The sequence below is a fragment of the Agrobacterium vitis genome (assembly GCF_037039395.1).
In the GTDB taxonomy this organism is placed as follows: domain Bacteria; phylum Pseudomonadota; class Alphaproteobacteria; order Rhizobiales; family Rhizobiaceae; genus Allorhizobium; species Allorhizobium vitis_E.
Window position 1 is genome coordinate 857,729 of record NZ_CP146244.1, and the last position, 17,072, is coordinate 874,800.

The following is a 17,072-nucleotide window of genomic DNA, read 5'->3' on the forward strand; positions in this document are numbered from 1 at the left end:
ACTACTGCATAATTTTCTCTTCAAACCGGAATCGGTTTAAAGAGAAAATTATGCAGCAGATATAAAGCGCTACAGCGAACCTTTGTGCGCCATATATGGCGCACGGCGCTGTAGAGCATCGGTCCGATGCTCTCAGTTATGTTTGCGCATCAGATTTATCCGAAAACCTGTTCTTAACGTTCGGTCCGATGCTTTAGGCTACCCACTTCAGATAGAGTGTCGCCAGCGGTGGCAGGGCGAGGTTTATCGAAAATTCCCTGCCATGCGCCGGGATCTGCTCGGCTGAAACGTCACCCTTGCCTTGCCCCGATCCTCCAAATTCACTGGCATCGCTGTTGAGGATTTCCGTCCAGCGACCCTGCCTTGGCACGCCAACGCGGTAGTCATGGCGCAAGATCGGGGTGAAATTCGAAATCGCCAGAATGCAGGTCTCCCGGTTTTCGTCATAGCGCAGCATGGCGATAACGGAGTTTTCGGCATCGTCGGCAATCGCCCATTCAAATCCGGCGGGGTCGAGATCGCTGAATTGCAGGGCCTTTTCCTGCTGATACAGCCCGTTCAGCCTGGCGACCAAAGTCTGGACACCGGCGTGATCCGGTCGGTCCTGCAAATCCCAGGAGATGGATTGATCGTGGTTCCACTCAATGTCCTGGCCGATCTCGCAGCCCATGAACATCAGTTTCTTGCCGGGATGCGCCCACATGAAACCATAGTAGGCCCGCAGATTAGCCAGCTTCTGCCAATGGTCGCCGGGCATTTTACCCAGTAGCGACCCTTTGCCATGCACGACCTCATCATGGGAAAGTGGCAGCACGAACCGCTCGGAATATTGATAGATCATGCTGAAGGTCATCGTGCCGTGATGGTATTTGCGATAGACCGGATCTTCTTCAATGTAGGACAGGCTGTCATGCATCCAGCCCATGTTCCATTTGAAATCGAAGCCGAGACCGCCGTCTTCCGGTGATTTGGTCACGCCCGGCCAGGCGGTCGATTCCTCGGCAATCATCAGCGCATGCGGGCAGCGGCTGTGAACGACGCTGTTCAAATGCTTGAAGAATTCGACGGATTCGAGATTTTCCCGTCCGCCGAATTGGTTGGGAATCCATTCGCCGTCATTGCGGCTATAGTCTCGGTAGAGCATCGAGGCGACGGCATCGACCCGCAGTCCGTCGATATGGAAATGCTCCAGCCACTCGAAGGCGCTGGCAATCAGAAAGCCCTTCACCTCCTTGCGACCGAGATTGTAGATCAGCGTGTTCCAGTCCCGATGAAAGCCCTCGCGGGGATCTTCATGCTCATAAAGCGCGCTGCCGTCGAAACGTGCCAGGCCCCAGACATCGGTCGGAAAATGGGCAGGCACCCAATCGAGAAGCACGCCGACACCGCTGGCATGGCAGCGGTCGATGAAATAGGCCAAATCCTCCGGCGTGCCATAGCGCCCGGTGGGGGAAAACAGGCCGAGCGGCTGATAACCCCAGGAACCGCCGAACGGATGTTCGGTAATCGGCAGGAGTTCGATATGGGTGAAATTCATGGATTTGACGTAGGGCACCAGCCTCTGGCTCAGCTCCACCCAGTCGAGCCAGCGATTGCCATCTTCAGCGATCCGCAGCCACGAGCCGAGATGCACTTCATAGATCGAGATCGGCTCGCGCGCGGCGGCATCGGCGTTCTGCCGTGTCATCCAGGCCTGGTCCGTCCAGGCAAAAGGCGTGTTTGATGCGACGATGGAGGCCGTCCCCGGCGCCGCTTCGCTGGCCTTGGCGACGGGATCGGCCTTTTGCGGCAAGACATTGCCTTGCGCGTCGATCAATTCATATTTGTAGCGCTCGCCAGGACTGAGGCCCGGAACGAACAATTCCCAGATGCCTCCGGCTTGGCGCAGGCGCATCGGGTTGCGTCGCCCGTCCCAGGAGTTAAAATCACCCACCACCGAGACTCGCTGTGCTGTCGGTGCCCAGACGGCAAAGCCTACCCCTGCCACCCCATCCATCTCTCGGGGATTGGCCCCCAACGTACGGGCGAGATCGTAATGAGTGGCCTCGGCGATCAGATGCAGGTCCATATCGCCCAGCAACATGCCGAAGGCGTAGGGGTCTTCGGCAATCTGCACCGTATCAGGCCATTCAATCCGAAACCGATAGCGCGAGGAAGAGCGAAGCTCTCCCGCAAACAGGCCGCCCGGATGCACCAAGTTCAGCCGGCCCACAGGGGCGTTGCTGTTTCTGTCGAGCATTTCCACGCCGAGCGCACCCGGAAAAATCGCCCGGACCACTGTTTCCCCATCGGTCCGATGCGGTCCAAGAATGGAAAAGGGATCGCCGTGCCTGCCGTCGATCAGGGCTTGAACTGCCTGGGCATCGATGCCGGATAGCAAGTCGCTCGTGGCAATCGTCATAGGGAATTCTCCGTCAGCCGTTCAGCAATGTCGGCAAAACCAGCGAGTGGAATGGCGATCCAGCCTGGCCGGTTGCTGGCTTCATAGCCGATTTCATAGGCGGCCTTTTCCAGCAGGAACAAGTCGAGAATCCTGCGGCGTTGTTCGGGGTCCATGGCCAGTGATGGTTCTCCGTCGACTGCAGCGAAATAGCTGTCGAGGAAATGCGCCTCGGCCTTCTTGCGAAACGCCTCGATCAACGCGGCTCTTGCTTCTATGTCGCCCTGAATGACGATCTCGCGGCCCGTATCGGCGGAAGCAGCAAGATAGCTCAGCGACCGGACCAGTCCGGCCACGTCGCGTAGCGGATTGGTCTTTGCCCGCCGTTCGGCGAGCGGGCGGGCCGGTTCGCCTTCGAAGTCGATAATATAGACATCGTCTTCGGCAATAAGGATCTGGCCGAGATGGAAATCACCATGGTTGCGGATCATCAGCGTGTCCTTGGCAACGCTGGCCAGCGTACCGACCGCGCTCAAGATCTGCTCCCGGCGGTCCGCCAGCATGGTACTGACCCGGACGGTCTCAGTTTCGAGACCATCACTGTCGGTGCCATGACCAATGGCAGACACTCTGTCCAGGCAATCGGCCACGCGGGCCATCACTGAGCGCGACCAAACGGACACATCCTCGTCGGTCATTGCGACCGGCGTAAAAGCCGGGTCGTCTGTCGGCTTGGCCAGTGCCACATGCAACTCGCCAAGCCGTTTGCCGATCACGGCGGCCTGATTGAACAGCGGGTTGAACCGCTCCTGCTCGGCATCGTCATCCTGACCGGCAACCATGCTTTGTTCGAGCATCTGCCTGAGCGTGTCGAGCATCCAGGTCCAGGCATCGCCCTGATTGCGGATGGCACCCTGGATGATGATCAATGTCGAGCGCTCATCTTCAGGTGAAACCCTGACGACCTCTCCCAGCAGCGGGGCGGTGTTGGCATAGCCAAGCCGTGTCAGGTGACGGGTCATTTCCACTTCCGGGTGGATGCCCTGATGGATATGACGAATGAGCTTGATCATCGCCAGATCGCCAATGATCAACGAGCTGTTGGATTGTTCAGCCGAGAGCCATTTGACCTGCATGTCCTCGGACAGGTCCATGCCGTCGAGCTGCTCGGTGCCGATGAAATCAATGGAGCCGCTCTTGCTGGAAATGCTGGAGCGTTCGCACAAAGCCTTGATGACGCCACGCGCCATGCTTTGCATGGCAAAGCCATCCGTCAGAAAACCGACCCGGCGTCCTTTGCGAACTCGCGCAAAGGCTAGTTGCTGGGCGAGCGCATGGGGTGTCTCATCGTCCCAGGCGATGGCAAACGGCAGGAAATATCGCTCAATGCGATCTTCCAGCTCGGTTTCCAGCTCACCCAGCAGCAGGTCATTGCCGAAGGGCATTGGAATGGTTGAGATCAGCGAGGCGCGTTTCACCCTTTCGCCCTTGGAGGCAAACCAGCGGCGCTTGGCAAGATAGGAAGGCAGGATTTCCCGCGAAATCGTGTCTTGGATATTTGGCTCGTCCAGCAATTGGGCAAGCTCGCGCCGCATGACGATGGTGACGAAATCGGGCAATTGCTCCGGTGGCTCGGTACGCCAGGCCGGTCCATCCGCATCGGTCTCGCCCGAGAGCTTGAACCAGAAGAAACCATAGGGCGGCAGGGTCAGGAGGTAGGTCAACTGGCCGATGGGGGGAAAGGCCGACATGCCGGTCAGCTCAATGGGAATACGCTTTTCGAATTCGGCCAGATCCAGTTCGACCGCCTGCGGCAGGCGCGACAGATTGGCGACACACAGCAGCACTTCGCCTTCATATTCGCGCAAATAGGCGATGATCTTGCGGTTGGCCGGCGACAGGAACCGCAATGTGCCGCGTCCGAACGCCGTAAATTTGCGCCGAAGCGCCAACATGTGACGGCTCCAGTTCAGCAGGGAATGGGCGTCAGCCGACTGTGCCTCGACATTGACCGCTTCATAGCCATAGAGAGGGTCCATCAGCGGCGGCAGCACCAGACGAGCCGGATCGGCACGGGAAAAGCCGCCATTGCGATCCGGCGACCACTGCATCGGTGTGCGCACCCCGTCGCGGTCGCCGAGATAGATATTATCGCCCATGCCGATCTCGTCGCCGTAATAGATCACCGGCGTGCCGCGCATGGAAAGAAGCAGCGCATTCATCAGCTCGATGCGGCGGCGGTCACGCTCCATCAGGGGCGCCAACCGGCGGCGAATGCCGAGATTGATCCGCGCCCGACGGTCAGCGGCATAGGTGTTCCACAGATAGTCCCGCTCGGCGTCGGTGACCATTTCCAGCGTCAGTTCATCGTGATTGCGCAGGAAAATCGCCCATTGGCAATTATCGGGAATCTCTGGTGTCTGGCGCATGATGTCGGTGATCGGGAAACGATCCTCCTTGGCAATCGCCATATACATGCGTGGCATCAGCGGGAAGTGGAAGGCCATATGACATTCGTCGCCCTCGCCGAAATATTCCTGGGTGTCTTCCGGCCATTGATTGGCCTCGGCCAACAGCATCTTGCCCGGATGGCCTTCGTCCATTGCCGCCCGGATCTTCTTCAGGATGGCATGGGTTTCCGGCAGGTTCTCGTTATTGGTGCCTTCACGCTCAACCAGATAGGGAATGGCGTCGAGCCGGAAGGCATCGATGCCGGTATCGAGCCAGAACCGCATGACCGTGATCAACTCGTCCAGCACAGCCGGATTGTCGAAGTTGAGATCCGGCTGGTGGGAATAGAAGCGATGCCAGTAATAGGCGCCTGCCACCGGGTCCCAGGTCCAGTTGGATTTTTCCGTATCGAGAAAGATGATCCGGGTTTCCGGAAACTTCTGGTCGGTCTCCGACCAGACATAGAAATCCCGTTCCGGCGAACCGGCGGGCGCATTGCGGGCTCGCTCAAACCAGGGATGCTGGTCGGATGTGTGATTGATCACCAATTCGATGATCACGCGCATGTCACGAGCATGGGCGGCATCCACGAAGGCGCGGAAATCGTCCATCGTGCCGTAGTCCGGGCTGACATTGCCGTAATCGGCGATGTCATAGCCGTCATCGCGCCGTGGCGAGGGAAAGAACGGCAAAATCCAGATGGCGGTAATGCCAAGCGAGGCAATGTGGTCGAGCTTTTCCGTCAAGCCCTTGAAGTCGCCGATCCCATCGCCATTGCCATCGTAAAAGGACTTGATGTGCAATTGATAGATAATTGCATCCTTATACCAAAGCGGGTCAGTCTCGGCCTGCTGTTGCTGCTGTTCCATCGGAAATCTCCTCACCTGACGCGGTAAATGCTGAACGGCAGGACATGCGGGTTGAAACCGACCGTCTGCCATTTGCCTGTCCACGTGAATTTTCTCATTGTCACCAGATCCTCGAGCGCGAGACTGCCGCTATCGGGCAGGCCCCAGCGCCACAAAGGCAGCTCGACTGTGCTTGTCTGGTCGTTGTGCGGGTCGAGGCTGACTGCCACGAGCAGAACGTTTTCGCGGCCCGGACTGGCCTTTTCGAAAAACATCACCTGGTCGTTGGAAGAGGGCAGCAGCGTCAGGCCGAGATGGGAATGAAGCGCCGCATTTTCGGTGCGAATGCGGTTCAGCATGGTAATCTCGGCAATGATATTGCCGGGCCGGTCCCAGTCCCAGGCGGTGATCTCGTATTTTTCGCTGTCGGCATATTCCTTGCGCTTGGCATCCGGGCGGCCTTCGCACAGTTCAAAACCGTTATAGACGCCCCAAAGCCCGGAAAGCGTTGCAGCCAGGCCCGCCCGGATCAGATAGGCCGAGCGCGGCGCGTTTTGCAGAAAATCCGGGTTGATGTCATGGGTGTTGACGAAGAAATGCGGCCTGAAGAATTCCTTCGGCGGCTGGGTCGTCAGTTCGAGCATATATTGCTCAAGCTCCCAGCGCAGATTGCGCCAGGTAAAATAGGTATAGGATTGCGAAAAGCCGATCTTGGCCAGCCTGTACATCACCTTCGGCTTGGTAAAGGCTTCCGACAGGAAGACCACGTCCGGGTGGCGGGCGCGGATATCGCCGATCAGCCACTCCCAGAACGGAAACGGCTTGGTGTGCGGATTGTCGACACGAAACAGTTTGACGCCTTCACCGACCCACATATCGACAATGTCGCGCAAGGCCTGCCAAAGCTCTGGAATAGCGTCTTTGGCGTAGAAATCGACGTTGACGATATCCTCGTATTTCTTCGGTGGATTTTCCGCATAACGGATCGTGCCATCAGGACGCCAGTCGAACCAGCCGGGATGCTGCGTCAGCCATGGGTGATCGGGTGAGGCCTGGATGGCGAGATCAAGCGCGATTTCCAGCCCCTCATCACGGGCCGCCGCGATCAGGGCTCTGAAATCCTCGAATGTGCCGAGCTGTGGATGAATTGCGTCATGGCCGCCATCGGGGGAGCCGATGGCATAGGGGCTGCCGGGATCGTTCGGCCCAGCTTTCAGGCTATTGTTGCGGCCCTTGCGGTTGGTGGTGCCAATAGGATGGATCGGCGGGAAATAGACCACATCGAAACCCATGGCGCGAATGGCGGGCAAGCGCTTGACGACATCGGCAAATGTGCCGTGACGGTCCTGGTCGCCGCTTTGTGAGCGGGGGAAAAGCTGGTACCAGCTGGCAAAACCCGCCTCCAGCCGCTCCGCATCGACAGGGAGTGGCTGCGAGCGTAAGCGGAAAGGCCTGGCATCGGCGCGATCCATCAGGGCGAACGTGTCGGCTTGCAGCAACAGATCGGCGCGTTGCTGTTCCGGGGTCTGTTCCAGGCGAGCGATCAACTGTTGGAGTTCTAAAGCCAGTTGGCCATCGGCTCTTGCCAAAGCCTGTCGCACAAGGGCGATGCCCTCCTGCAATTCCAGTTTCAGATCCAGCCTTGCCTCATGCTTCTTGGAAAGCTCGTAATGAAAAATCGCAAATGGATTGCGCCAGGCCTCGACGACAAATTCATGCCGTCCGAGCCGTGACAACGAAAATTCGCCGCGCCACCGGTCGTTTTCGACCAGTTCCATACGAATTTCGCTCCAGTCATCCCTGTCGCAGGGACGCCAGAGGACAGCGGCAGAAAGCGGGTCATGACCATCGCCAAAAATATCCGCCTCAACCGTGATCCGGTCGCCGACAATGCGCTTGATGGGGAAACGTCCTTCATCCACGGAAGGCTGGATATTTTCAATTGCCAGACGGGGTGCGGCGGCGGCATCGCTTGCCGTCGTTTCAGGCTCGAACACGATGGCGTCCGCCCGCGCACCGGTGAGCAGGCAAAGCCCGCCCGGGCCGATCTTTCCCGTCTCGAGAATCGCGGACGGCGCTTGGCCCTCATCGAGCGCCAATGGCAGGAAGCCGGAGGCGAGTTCGTGAAGTGCATGGAGCGGTAGGGTCGCTGATGTGCGCAGATCGCGATTGAACGCGACGATCCGAATGTGCTGCGACGACCGCAGGTCTTCCCGGTCGGATTGCACCAGAGCGCAAGCAGGCGAGCCCGCTTTGGCAACGATCCGCAAGGGTTTTCCAAGGAAAACCTGCCTTTGTCCGGCTTGATCATTGAGGGCGCGAATGCTGGCGGACAGATCGAAACTGCCTTGATCTTTCAGGCCCCTGATACCCTGGCCATCGCCATGCATCGGATCGAGCGGCGTGCTTACCCCGAATTCGAACCCCATCGGCACCATCAAAGGGCCGAAGGCGGCGGCAAGGTGCAAGGCGCGGATGGCCTTTCGCTCGATGATCTCACGGCTTTCCGTGCCATGGGCGATCCGCCGGGCAAAAGGGGCTTCGGGAAAGGCGATCTGAATGCCGAGGGCGCGTTGCAGGGCGTATTCCTCGGCAAACCATGGCTCGTCCAGATTCCACCAGGCAAAGGATGAGAAACAGCCGTCAAAACCTGCGCCTTGCAAGGCGCGCCGCGCCTCAAAACTCGTCCCCGGCGTCCAGGCGAAGAACCGCGCCGATTGACCGGCTGCGATCAGGTCGCGCCAGAAGGACGAAGGCGCGGCATCGATGCCGATACAGCGGAAACCCGCGACGCCAGCAGCGGTAAACCGCGCAATGCGCGCACGCCATTCACCCAGCAGATGGGTTGCTTCATCGTTATTGGTGAAATCGACAGGACGGCTGCCGGAATGAAAGGGCGAAATCCTTGGATCGGCAATCTGTCCAGGCGGCGTATCCGTCGCAACCCGGTCAATCACCAGATCCAGCATCAGGTCGAGGCCATGCGCCCGGGCAGCCTCGGTCAACTCCCGCAGGCGATCATCGCTGCTGCCGGGGAGATCCAGAGCGGGATCAAGGGCGTCGAAGGATTTGGATATGAACAGGCTCGCACCCGCTGCACGCGCAAATGGCGGCGCACTGAGGACTGTATCGAAGCCCAGTCCACGCACATGCTCAAACATGGTGTTCCAGTCCGCCATGCCTTTTAGCAGCAGCGGATGGATATAATAGATCTTTGGCGCGCTGGACGAGACCGTTTCCCTGATGATGTCTTGTTGTTCGGCAGCATGTGATTGCGTCATCGTCCACCCGCATAATTTGTTTACCAAGGCCAAACACCTCACGCGGCAGGTGGTTCCATTCAATAAAACATATGCCGGTGAGAGCGCAGACGCATGCAAAGGGAGACAGCTCTTGCAGGCCTTGGTTGAAAAGCTTTGCTGCCCCGGCGCGGACAATCGTTGCCAGCGGATGGAACCGTTACCCTGAGGATGGGTTGGTGGTGAGGCTACACAAATCGCGATGCCGTCTGCGGCACGGCCTCTACCGCAGACGGCATCGATCGCTCAGGATGGACCCAATCATGACGTCAATGATCAACAGACTTGCCAAGAAACATGGGATCAACCTCGCCAGACCGGGAATAGAACAGGCGGAAGTTCCGATTTCAGACGTCACAAAACGTCGGCTGTTGGCGGCGCTCAACGTCGAAGCGGGTGAGCCTGGCCGCAGCTATCTGCCCGATTGCCTTGCCCGAGACCGTGTCTGGGGATTCAGCCTGCAACTTTATGAACTGCGATCAGTGCGCAATTGGGGGATTGGCGACTTTGCCGATTTGCAGAGCATGGTGATGCTTGCCGCCGATCAGGGAGCCGATTTTATCGGGCTTAACCCGCTGCACGCGCCTTTTCTGGCGGACCCCGCCCGGTGCAGTCCCTATGAGCCATCCAATCGACGCTTTCTCAACCCCCTTTATATCGCCGTCGATCTGGTGCCGGGCTATGATCCAGGCATGAGCGATAGAGAGACGCTCGACGCTTTGCGGCAATCCAATCTCGTCGATTACAAAGCGGTCGCCGGTGTGAAGCTTGAGGTCCTGCGGCGGATCTGGGACGGCTCGAGACGGTTGGAGCGAAATGACGATCAGGACAGAGCCGATTTCAGACGGTTCTGCGATGAAAGCGGTGATGGTCTGCAAAATCATGCTCTCTTTGAGGCTTTATCCCGGTTCATGAGCGAAGGTGGGCATGGGGCGGGCTGGATGGCCTGGCCTGCGGAGTATCAGGATATCGATCATCCCTCCGTTCGGGCCTTCCGTAGCCAGAATGCCGAAGAGATCGCGTTTCATGTCTGGCTTCAATGGGTCGCGCACCGACAGCTTGAGACGGTTGCTGCGCAAGCGCACAAAGCAGGCTTGAGGATCGGTCTTTACCTCGACCTTGCGGTCGGCGAAGCGTTGGATGGTTCGGCGACCTGGAGCGAACCGGATATCTATCTGCGCGGCGCCAGTATTGGCAGCCCGCCCGATCCCTGGGCGGTGAATGGCCAGGATTGGCGGCTGGCGGCCTTGCAGCCGGCCTTGATCGCCTTTTCTCGCCGATCACCCTATCGTCAGATGATCGATGTGGCGATGCGCTATGCGGGTGCAGTGCGTATCGATCATGCTGCTGCCATTCAGCGATTGTTCCTGGTGCCAGCCGATATGGGACCGGAGGAGGGGGCCTATGTCGATTATCCCGCCCGAGAGATCCAGGGCGTAATTGCCGAAGCCTCCATGCGCAATCGATGCCTGGTCATCGGCGAGGATCTCGGTCTGGTACCATCGGGACTACGCCAGCAGATGGCGGATGCCAATCTCCTGTCCTATCGCATCCTGTCTTATGAAAGAGACAAGCGCGGCTTTATCGCGCCGGAGAAATATCCGGCCATGGCGCTTGCCTGCGTCTCCACCCACGACCACCAGACGTTGGCGGGTTGGTGGCGCGGCGCCGATATCGAAGCGCGCGCGGCACATGGTCTGGTGCCGGAAGCGGCAAGTCATCAGGAGCAGGCCGCCCGCATACAGGAACGAGCCGACCTGCTACGGGCCTGTAAGTCAGCCGGGATCGTGTTGCAAGATCACGGTGTCGAACAGCCGGATCTGCATGAGCGCGTCGTGGCCGCCCATCGGTTTATGGCGAAAACCGCCTCCATGCTGGTCTCTGTCCGGCTTGCCGACCTTACCGACGAGGAAAACCCAACCAATATTCCGGGAACCAGCAGCAGCTATCCCAACTGGCAACCGAAACTCTCGGTTGCCTGCGAGGAACTCACCGGGGTCACTCTTTTCAATCGGATCGTCAACGCCGTCCGAGAGGAAAGACCCAAGACAAAGGAAGGAAGGTAGAGGTGGGCAGGTGAAAACTGGTCGCCGGTTTTCTCGAAAGCCAGACTCAAACATCCAGACCGACTGCCTTTGGAAACGTGGTGGAATGAACCTGGATCTGACCGTGATTTAATGCCCCTAGATATTCAGGGGTTGGTTATTGAACCCAATGATGGCCGCGATGGAAACCGCTATTCCCGAGGGTATTTCAGCAGAAAAAACGCATAAATGCTTGCCGCTTTGGCCGCTTTCCTGTAGATAATTCCCCGTTCGGGTATTTATGATCCCGGAGACTGGACTGATTGTATCTCCGCGCTTAATCTTCTGGATTGCTCGGCTTTGGGGGCTTAACCTCCGCTGGTAGACGTCTTTTCCCCGTTATCGCGACTTACCGACCTGTCTCTTCGCGAAGGGACGATGCATGCTTTGTCCGGCCGCCGCCGGGCGTGGCGAAACTAAAAACTCAAGGGATAAGGACTTCTCCCATGGCCATCAAGGGCACCGTAAAATTCTTCAATCAGGACAAGGGCTTCGGCTTCATCACTCCAGAAGGCGGCGCGAAGGACGTTTTCGTTCACATTTCCGCTCTCCAGGCTGCTGGCATCCAGACGCTTCGTGATGGCCAGGAAGTTACCTTCGACACCGAAGCTGACCGCATGGGCAAGGGCCCGAAGGCTGTAAACATCCGCGCTGCGTGATTGTTTCGCCTCCGTCCTTCACGGCGGATGATTTTGAACGGCGTTCCGCAAGGAGCGCCGTTTTGCGTTTATTGCGTCTGGTTTTCATCCCTTCGATGAGGAGTGCGCAAAAAATCTGAAGCAAGACTTCAGGCGGCCCGCACAGGCCCAGCATCGATATCCACCGCAGCAAAGGCCGCCGCGATGACATCAGGGCCAGCCCCCGGTTTGGGTGCGTCAGCCGAAAGGATCTGGCGAAAGCGCCGCGCCCCGGCATAGCCCTGAAACAGCCCGACCATATGGCGGGTCAGATGCACCAGACGTCCGCCTTCGGCGATGTGGCGGGCGGCATAGTCCATCATCGCATCGCGAACGAGGTCCATGTTTTGAGCCTTGACGGGTGCGCCATAAATGCGCGCGTCGACTTCGGTCAGCATCGTGGCATTGTTATAGGCAGCACGGCCGACCATTACGCCATCCATGACCTGCAAATGCGCGCTGGCCTGATCCAGATCGGTAATACCGCCATTAATTCCAAGAAACAGATCGGGGTTTTCCTGTTTCATCAGGTGAACCAGCGGATAATCCAGTGGCGGAATATCACGGTTTTCCTTGGGGCTGAGGCCCTGTAGCCAGGCCTTGCGTGCATGAATCCACAGGGCATCCGCACCAGCGCCGATCATCCGTTTGATGAAATCCGGCAGAACGTCACCCGGTTCCTGGTCATCGACGCCGATCCGGCATTTGACGGTGACGGGAACGTTGGAAGCCGCTTTCATTGCCTGGATACAGGCTTCGACGGTTTGCGGTTCGCGCATCAGGCAGGCACCGAAGGTTCCGGCCTGGACCCTGTCCGATGGACAGCCGACATTCAGGTTGATTTCGTCATAGCCCCAGTCATTGGCAATCCGCACGGCTTCCGCCAGCTTATGCGGATCGGAGCCGCCAAGTTGCAGTGCCAACGGGTGTTCGCTGGCGTCAAAAGCCAGCAGGCGCTCCCGCTTCCCATGCAGAATGGCATCGGCGACGATCATTTCCGTATAGAGCAGCGCATGGCGGGTCAGCAAACGATGAAACCGCCGGCAAAACGTGTCCGTCCAGTCGATCATCGGGGCAACGGCGAAGATTTTATGGGAGCGATCACCGGGTTTCAGCGGCTCAAGCGGCTGTTGCATCGTTACACGCTCTCTGGATGAAGTGGTAAAGCAGAAGATCGACTTCCAGAAGATGCTGAACGCGGCTGATTTTTCTCAGCACATCGGCCAGTTGATGGATGGTCTCCACGGGTGGTTTCATCTGCACCACATTTTCCGGCACGCCCAGGGTTGCCGCAATCAGCTTTGGATAACTGGTGTCGTCCTGTCCGGGATCGAAAACAGTAAACTGCGATAGAGCGTCGAGGGCCTTGGTTACGTCATCAAGAGAGGGGACGTCGGTCGGGTTTGCCGCAACCAGCTGATGGGTAAAGGGAGAGGCCAGCAGGTTCAGGGTTTCTTTCGGCGCGTGGCGGATGGCAGTGATAACCGCCTCTTCATCCTGAAAAGCCAAGCCTTCGAACAGGTTCATGACAGGCTTGAACAGCAATTTATCGCGCGGTGAAACGAAGGAAAACTCGTGCTTGTTGGATCGGCTGAACACGATTATTCGCGTCGCCAACTCATAGAAGGGATCACGCAAGGCAATCATCGTCGTGTCGATATTGTAGCCGATGTAAACCAGATAGGCTTTCAGCAGAATCCGGCCCGAAACATACACTGAAGGCTGGTGAATGATCTCAAGCATCTGGCGAACCGTTTCAAAACCGAAACGCTCAACGCCACATTCGAAAAACTGGAAATAGGGTTTTACCCCCAGATCCAGCTCTCTATGAGGCAAATAGGCGGTTTCGATCCGCAAGACTTTTTTGGGAATATACTCTGGCTGGGCTCGCCGGTAGATGATGAGCTTCGTTTCAGGATCGTAAATTTCCAGCTTCGATGCGGTGCTGATGCCCGGAATATTATCTTCGTTCAGCACGAAGCCAACATTTCCGGTCTCGTGAGCGCCTTGAGCACGAGCACCATCAACGTAAACCCACGGCAAGACTTCGGTTTCCCTGTCCTCGTCGTTCAGCCGGACGCGAATGCTGGGTTTCGTGGAAAAGCCGTCAGGGACAATATAGCCCTGTATCTCCGCTCCAGTATCTTGGTAAACGCAGAAATTCATTTATTTACGGGCATCTCTCGTTATCATGGCACTCTGTAACACGAAGGCATTGAAGATGGGGACCAGATCCTTGCCTTCAGATATTCGCAAACGGAATACGAAAGATCATTCAATGATCTTTTCGTATAAGAGCCAATTTTAATTCCGTCCAGCCTTACTCGGCAGGCTGGACGTGATGACAGGTATGACGTCGCCTCAAAAGCCAGGCAATCCGTGTGGTCAACCTGATGATACCGCAGCCAGCGACGGTGCCGCATCGAAATGGCGAACGGAATGCTCGCGCCGCTCCAACTCGGTCACTATGGCCAGATCCAGCACTTTTTGCAGGTCCGCGGCGTGGCGGAAGTCGGGCTCCCGGGTCTTGCCCTCCTGGACCGCGGCAACGAAGCGTTGGTAATTGGTGGCAACAGTGCCGGCATCCAGTTCCGTCCAGATGCCTTTTTCCACATCGTCACCCATGCAGGCCCGTAATGTATTGCCGGTCGGCGTGTGTGTCACCTCCAAGGCACCCTTGTCACCATGCATGCGCAGGCGCAATTCGTTGAGGTGGCCGGTCGCCCAGCGCGAGGCATGCACGACGCCAATGGCACCATTGCTGAATTCCGCCGTCATGGTGAAACTGTCATTGGCATCGAGATCATAGTCGCCAATCCGGTTGCCCGGCGCTTTCTCGAATGTCTTCAACCGGGCAAAAATATGCTCGACATCGGTTGCCGCGCCGTAGCCGGCAAAATCGAGAATATGAATGCCGACATCGCCCAGCACGCCGTTCGAGCCATGCTTGGTGGACAGCCGCCAGAGCCACTGGTCCTCGGTCGCCCAGTCGCCCCAGGCTTTGGACACCAGCCAGCTTTGCAGATAGGAGGCCTCGATGTGGCGGACCTTGCCGATTTCGCCAGCCAGGACGATCTGCCGGGCCTTTTGCACCGGTGCGACATTGCGATAGGTCAGGTTGACCATGTTGACCAGCCCGGCGGCACTGGCTTTGCGGGCCATCTCGTCGGCTTTTTCAAAGCTTTCCGCCAGCGGCTTTTCGCAGAACACATGCTTGCCCGCCGCGATCAATTGCAGTGTCGTCGGGTAATGCACCCGGTCTGGCGTGACATTGGCGACGGCATCGAACTCACCCCAGGCAAGGGCGTCGTCCAGCGAGGTAAATGTATTGGCAATATCATGGCGCAGCGCAAAACCACGCACCTTGGCGATATCGACATCGACGGCGCCGACCAGTTGCGCGTCGCTATTGGTGGCAAACTCGATGGCATGACGGTTCGCCATGCCACCGGTGCCGAGAATGAGAATACGGACGGGTTTGTTCATCGATATCCGGCCTCCCCGGCCTTATGCAATTTCGGACCCCGTTCCTGGATCGGCTCGAGCGCCTGATCGACCGGCACATTCGGGGCATCATGAATGGATTTCAGCGCCGGGCGTGGATTATACGCCCATTTCACAGCGTTGCAGATCACCTGTTGTATCGTTTCGTTATGATAGGTCGGGTAGGTTTCGTGGCCGGGACGGAAGTAGAAAATATTGCCGGCGCCGCGCCGCCAGGTCAGGCCGGACCTAAAAATCTCTCCGCCGGAAAACCAGGAGATGAACACGGTTTCCAGCGGCTCCGGCACGGAAAAGAACTCGCCGTACATTTCCTCGTTTTCCAGCACGAACTGTTCGGGTATGCCAGCCGCGATCGGGTGGCCGGGATTGACGGTCCAGACCCGCTCGCGCTCGCCGGCCTCACGCCATTTCAACGCGCAGGGCGTGCCCATCAGCCGTTTGAACGGCTTGGCGAAATGGCCGGAATGCAGGACGATCAGGCCCATGCCTTCATGGACGCGGGCGACAACCCGCTCGACGATCTCGTCGCGGACGCTGCCGTGATCCTTGTGGCCCCACCAGATCAGCACGTCGGTCTGCTCAAGGCGCTCGGCGCTAAGGCCATGCTCGGGCTCCTGCAAGGTTGCGGTCGTGGCATCGATGTCGCTGTCGCGGTTCAAAGCCTTGGCGATGGCTGTATGCATGCCTTCCGGATAAAGATTTCCCACCACTTCATTGAGGTGCTCATGAATGTTCTCACCCCAGACAACCGTCTTGATCGTCACGCGCTTCTCCTATCGGTTGAAATTTCCATCCGTGAAAAATCCGCAGCCTGATGGCTGCAAGCCCCCATTTGTCCGTCGCCGGCTTCCCTTGGTGCCGTTTCCCCCTGTGACACCGCGTCCAATGCCCAAATCATCGACGATAAGGCACCGAATATATTGACGCATCTTAGTGCCAAGCTTGGCAATTTCGAGACGATGAAACGTTCCATCCTTCCAGAAAGTTGGATGCCAGATCATCAAATCAAGTGGGACAAATGCAATTCGGGATTTTTTCGGCGAAAATGATAGATTGAGTGAATCAGCAGCAATCGGGAACAGGCTTTTGGACGATAAAACGGTCGGCACGGAAAAACCAACCCATAGGCGTGGCTATGGGGTCTCGACGGTCTATGAGACCTTGCGCAACGAGATCATCGAGCTGACGCTGGCGCCCGGCAGTCCTGTCGATGAGCAGCAATTGTCCGATCGCTTTTCCCTGTCACGCACGCCGATCCGCGAAGCCTTGGTGCGGCTTGCCGCCGAAGGGCTGATCACCACGCTGACCAACCGCGCCACCATCGTCTCTTCCATCGACTTTATGGGCCTCTCGGAATTTTTCGATGCGCTGACCTTGATGTACCGGGTGACGACACGGCTTGCCGCGCTCAACCACACGCCTGATCATATCGAGCAGATCCGCCGGTTTCAGGAGGTTTTTGCGCAGGCGGTCGAAAGGCGCGATGTGCTAGCAATGATCGCCAGCAATCGGGATTTCCACGTTGCCATCGCACGGGCGGGTAAAAACCGCTATTACGAGGACCTGTTCACGCGGTTGCTGGATGAGGGCCGCCGGATTCTCCGGCTCTATTATTCATCCTTCAACGATGTGCTGCCAAGGCAATATGTTACCGAGCATGAAGACATGATCCAAGCGATCATCGAGCGCGATGCCGAGCGCTCCGATGCCCTGGCCACCGCCCATGCTGACCAGATCGTGCGGCAGATCCGCTCCTATATCACCGCCGATGGACGCCACTCCGTAAATCTCAAGCTTTGATTCCGCAGTCGATCTCAAGACGAGAAGGA

The 17,072-nt window shown here is 57.8% G+C and carries 10 protein-coding genes; 3 read left to right on the plus strand and 7 right to left on the minus strand.

Going from position 1 to position 17,072, the window contains the following annotated elements; genetic code table 11:
- Window positions 1-193 precede the first annotated feature (193 nt).
- The 3 genes from glgB to V6582_RS25155 are packed head-to-tail and all read right to left on the minus strand — an operon-like array spanning window position 194 to window position 8,960.
- Entirely contained in the window at window positions 194-2,401 is a 2,208-nt protein-coding gene (gene glgB / locus V6582_RS25145) for a 1,4-alpha-glucan branching protein GlgB (protein ID WP_156630082.1), read from the minus strand.
- Window positions 2,398-5,700 (minus strand): maltose alpha-D-glucosyltransferase, encoded by a 3,303-nt coding sequence (gene treS, locus V6582_RS25150; protein WP_156630081.1) that lies wholly within the window; start codon window positions 5,698-5,700, stop codon window positions 2,398-2,400. The genes glgB and treS overlap by 4 nt, the downstream gene beginning before the upstream one ends.
- An 11-nt stretch (window positions 5,701-5,711) precedes the next feature.
- Entirely contained in the window at window positions 5,712-8,960 is a 3,249-nt protein-coding gene (locus tag V6582_RS25155; protein ID WP_156630079.1) for a maltotransferase domain-containing protein, read from the minus strand.
- Between the two features lie 281 nt (window positions 8,961-9,241).
- Between V6582_RS25155 and malQ the strand changes: the two genes are divergently transcribed.
- On the plus strand, window positions 9,242-11,044 hold the full coding sequence (gene malQ, locus V6582_RS25160; protein WP_234889540.1) for a 4-alpha-glucanotransferase: 1,803 nt from the start codon (window positions 9,242-9,244) through the stop codon (window positions 11,042-11,044).
- A 464-nt stretch (window positions 11,045-11,508) separates the two neighbouring features.
- A complete protein-coding gene (locus V6582_RS25165) occupies window positions 11,509-11,721 on the plus strand; it encodes a cold-shock protein (protein ID WP_012653910.1) in 213 nt (70 codons plus the stop codon).
- Between the two features lie 128 nt (window positions 11,722-11,849).
- Here V6582_RS25165 and dusA read toward each other — a convergent pair whose 3' ends face one another.
- From dusA to V6582_RS25185, 4 genes are all read right to left on the minus strand, one after another.
- Window positions 11,850-12,875, minus strand: a complete 1,026-nt coding sequence (gene dusA / locus V6582_RS25170) for a tRNA dihydrouridine(20/20a) synthase DusA (protein ID WP_156630075.1) — start codon at window positions 12,873-12,875, stop codon at window positions 11,850-11,852.
- Window positions 12,859-13,716 (minus strand): hypothetical protein, encoded by an 858-nt coding sequence (locus V6582_RS25175; RefSeq protein ID WP_156630073.1) that lies wholly within the window; start codon window positions 13,714-13,716, stop codon window positions 12,859-12,861. The genes dusA and V6582_RS25175 overlap by 17 nt, the downstream gene beginning before the upstream one ends.
- Window positions 13,717-14,124: 408 nt before the next feature.
- Window positions 14,125-15,225: a Gfo/Idh/MocA family protein gene (locus V6582_RS25180; protein ID WP_156630071.1), complete on the minus strand. Its 1,101-nt coding sequence runs from the start codon at window positions 15,223-15,225 to the stop codon at window positions 14,125-14,127.
- Window positions 15,222-16,007, minus strand: a complete 786-nt coding sequence (locus tag V6582_RS25185) for a ThuA domain-containing protein (RefSeq protein WP_337739152.1) — start codon at window positions 16,005-16,007, stop codon at window positions 15,222-15,224. Before V6582_RS25185 ends, V6582_RS25180 begins: the two co-directional genes overlap by 4 nt.
- A gap of 322 nt (window positions 16,008-16,329) precedes the next feature.
- Between V6582_RS25185 and V6582_RS25190 the strand changes: the two genes are divergently transcribed.
- Window positions 16,330-17,043: a GntR family transcriptional regulator gene (locus tag V6582_RS25190; protein ID WP_156630069.1), complete on the plus strand. Its 714-nt coding sequence runs from the start codon at window positions 16,330-16,332 to the stop codon at window positions 17,041-17,043.
- Window positions 17,044-17,072: the final 29 nt, after the last annotated feature.

What these genes read in the sequence shown, in the direction of transcription:
- glgB (WP_156630082.1), bottom strand. Translation starts at nt 2,401, where the DNA reads ATGACGATTGCCACGAGCGACTTGCTATCCGGCATCGATGCCCAGGCA.
- treS (WP_156630081.1), bottom strand. Translation starts at nt 5,700, where the DNA reads ATGGAACAGCAGCAACAGCAGGCCGAGACTGACCCGCTTTGGTATAAG.
- V6582_RS25155 (WP_156630079.1), bottom strand. Translation starts at nt 8,960, where the DNA reads ATGACGCAATCACATGCTGCCGAACAACAAGACATCATCAGGGAAACG.
- malQ (WP_234889540.1), top strand. Translation starts at nt 9,242, where the DNA reads ATGACGTCAATGATCAACAGACTTGCCAAGAAACATGGGATCAACCTC.
- V6582_RS25165 (WP_012653910.1), top strand. Translation starts at nt 11,509, where the DNA reads ATGGCCATCAAGGGCACCGTAAAATTCTTCAATCAGGACAAGGGCTTC.
- dusA (WP_156630075.1), bottom strand. Translation starts at nt 12,875, where the DNA reads ATGCAACAGCCGCTTGAGCCGCTGAAACCCGGTGATCGCTCCCATAAA.
- V6582_RS25180 (WP_156630071.1), bottom strand. Translation starts at nt 15,225, where the DNA reads ATGAACAAACCCGTCCGTATTCTCATTCTCGGCACCGGTGGCATGGCG.